Genomic DNA, 2,835 nt, shown 5'->3' with positions numbered 1-2,835 from the left:
TACCAAACTTTGAAAGTTTAGTAAAGCTGCAATTAAGCTCGGGATGCCACCATCCCAATATTTTCTACCCATAACCTTCAATCAAGAAAGGGGTGACGGGTTTGATAGTGTGTGTGATATGCCAGCAAGTTCTGCTTCTAAAGACGCCGAGTCCTCTGCCAGAGACATCGGCTGGGAAGCAGTAAGGAAGTAGGCAACCGGCAAAAGCAGTAGGCAAAATGTGAAGATAAGTTTGAAGGTAGTATCTGATTACCACGTCACCCCAAGCGCAGCGTAGTGGAGATTTGGAGGTTCCTGATTAAGTGTGCTGAAGGAAGTTTAAGGATATGAGCGGTGCAGCAAACCAGCCTGGAGAGGGCGCTGTCTATCAGCAAAATGTAGCCTTTTAGTTATTAATCGCGTAGGACTCAAACCCTGAAAGGGTGGTATTTCTTCAATTTGGAGGTATTACTGCTGTCCTTACTTCTGAACAGAAAAACATCAATAGCTGAATGGTATGCATTAGCCGCTAAAACACCACAATACCAAAAAACTTCTGCAGCATGGTAAGTACAAACATGATCCCGAGTACTACCGGACAAACAAAGGTGATCATGACATTGAAAAACTTCTCGAATATCGAGCCTTTATAGGAAGCATTACCATGGCTGATCTCCTCGGACATGTTATGGTTCTTCCAGCGGGTTGCAATAAAAATACTGAGTAGGAAACCTCCCAGCGGTAGGCTTACAACGAAGAATACATCCTGCACCACGTCCATAAATGACTTAGTGACCCCTTCATAATGCATGAAACTGGTAAAAACTTCTGTTGCCCCAAACCCAAGCATACTCGGAAGGCCTAATGCGAAGATGATAACCGCCATAATACTCACAGCTTTTCCCCGGCTTATTTTTTTCTCGTCAACTAAAAATGCTACAGGTACCTCAAGGAGTGAGATCGTAGAAGTAAGGGCAGCAAAGCTCAACAAAAGAAAGAAGCCGCCGCCTACAAAGCGCGCCACCAGCGGATCCATAGTTTGGAATACCCCCATTAAGGCTACAAAAACCAACCCCGGGCCTTCACTTGGCGATTGACCTTGTGAGAATACGAGAGGGAAAATCATCAAACCGGCAAGAAAGGCTACCATAGTATCAGCCACAGTTACCATGGTGGCAGAACTAATGATATTGTCCTGTTTACTAATGTATGAGCCATAGGTAATCAACGCTCCCATGCCCAGACTTAGCGAAAAGAAGGCTTGCCCCAGAGCAGAATATATGGTGGCTCCATTGATGAGGTCAAAATTAGGAATGAGATAAAAGTTCACACCATCCATGGCATTGGGTAAAGTAAGGCCATAGATGATAATTAGGATCAGAATAATGAACAAAGTAGGCATTAATACCTTGGAAGTACCCTCTATCCCTTTCTGTACACCCTTATACACAATAAAGGCGGTCAGGATCATGAAGGATATACTGAATATCAGGTTATCTGTGTAATCAGCCACATAATTATTAAAGTACCCGGCAAAATCAGGCTCCTTCAGTATATTTCCAAAGCTTACCTGAATGAAGTAGCCAAAAGCCCAACCTGCCACTACATTATAAAATGAAAGGATCATGACTCCGCATATGATCCCAAAAAGTCCTACAAGTGCCCAATACTTGCCTCCCAATTGCTTATACGCTCCATATGGGTTGGCCAAAGTTCTCCTCCCGACAGCTATTTCACCCACCATCACCGGTAAGCCGATCAAGAAAATCCAGGCAACATAGATCAAAAGAAAGGCCGCACCTCCATTTTGCCCGGCTACATAAGGGAACTGCCAAATGTTGCCTAATCCTACTGCAGACCCTGCTGCTGCGGCAATAAAACCTAATTTACTCGAAAAACCTCCTCTTGCTGCCATTGATAATTGTACATTTTATGGATTGTCAAAGTAAAGTCTAAATTTTCAAGGTTAAAAGCCATTTATAAAATAAGATGGCAAATGCTCCTCGAAACCAGGGTACACTGCTGATATATACAAATCTAAAAACCAGTAGGTTAAAAATATTTTACGTTTCGGGTATAATAATTGTGAGCCAGCCTGCTTTATATAAGAGTTACATAAAACATGAGCATGAATATTAAGCCTATCGTTATCCTGACAATTCTTTATCTAGCCAGTTATGGATTAATGCCATCACAGCAAATACAACAGTCAGGAAACATCAGATTGGAAAATGCGGAACAGGAGGCAGATGTTTTAACAGCAAACTATATCAGGACATACCCCAACCCTACTACCGGGCCACTGTCCATATCCATGGGCAAGATTTACAGCAGGGTAATTGTAGAAATAAGGTCTGTTTCAGGAAAGCTGATCAGCAAAGAACAGTATGACAATATTGGCGAGATCAATACCAATATAGATGCCCCAAGAGGTGTGTACCTGCTAAGGGTAACCGGTGATGACCAGCATCTGATGATATACAGGATCACCAAAGAGTAAAAGCGTAAATGTATGGATTAACTTACAGGTTGGCTTTCCAGAACCTTAAGTTCCTCGTCAGTAAATAAGCGTGATTTGATAATGAAACGAATGCCCATGGGTATCTCCAGTGAAAAGCTGGAGCCTCTGCCTTTGGTTACATGCAAGGTGAGCTGTGTATGCTTCCAGTATTCAAACTGGTCACGTGACATATAAAACGGACAGTCGCCTATTCTTCCCAAAAGCACATCACTCTCCCCTACTTTGAAATCACCATCTTCAAAACACATAGGTTGCGAACCGTCGCAACACCCTCCACTCTGGTGGAACATTAAGGGGCCGTGGCGCTTTTGCAGTTGACCAATTACCTCTAATGC

At 43.0% G+C, this 2,835-nt stretch carries 3 protein-coding genes; 1 reads left to right on the top strand and 2 read right to left on the bottom strand.

Annotated features, from left to right (window positions below):
* Window positions 1-508: 508 nt before the first annotated feature.
* Window positions 509-1,894 carry a sodium-dependent transporter gene (locus E1163_RS09730; RefSeq protein WP_155171249.1) on the bottom strand — a complete coding sequence of 462 codons (1,386 nt, stop codon included), beginning with the start codon at window positions 1,892-1,894 and terminating at the stop codon, window positions 509-511.
* A gap of 213 nt (window positions 1,895-2,107) precedes the next feature.
* Between E1163_RS09730 and E1163_RS09725 the strand changes: the two genes are divergently transcribed.
* The gene (locus E1163_RS09725) at window positions 2,108-2,479 is read left to right on the top strand and encodes a T9SS type A sorting domain-containing protein (RefSeq protein ID WP_185156035.1); all 372 of its coding nucleotides are present in this window, start codon (window positions 2,108-2,110) and stop codon (window positions 2,477-2,479) included.
* A gap of 17 nt (window positions 2,480-2,496) precedes the next feature.
* Here E1163_RS09725 and E1163_RS09720 read toward each other — a convergent pair.
* Window positions 2,497-2,835, bottom strand: a 339-nt coding sequence (locus E1163_RS09720) for a DUF779 domain-containing protein (RefSeq protein WP_155171247.1), incomplete at its 5' end; no start/stop codon positions are given.

The organism is Fulvivirga kasyanovii (assembly GCF_009711405.1).
Lineage (GTDB): Bacteria > Bacteroidota > Bacteroidia > Cytophagales > Cyclobacteriaceae > Fulvivirga > Fulvivirga kasyanovii.
Note: the sequence above shows the minus strand (reverse complement) of the source record. Positions and strands in the feature narration are given on the sequence as shown.

Bases quoted from the DNA above. Each gene is read 5' to 3' on its own strand.
- E1163_RS09730 (WP_155171249.1), bottom strand. From the start codon at position 1,894: ATGGCAGCAAGAGGAGGTTTTTCGAGTAAATTAGGTTTTATTGCCGCA.
- E1163_RS09725 (WP_185156035.1), top strand. From the start codon at position 2,108: ATGAATATTAAGCCTATCGTTATCCTGACAATTCTTTATCTAGCCAGT.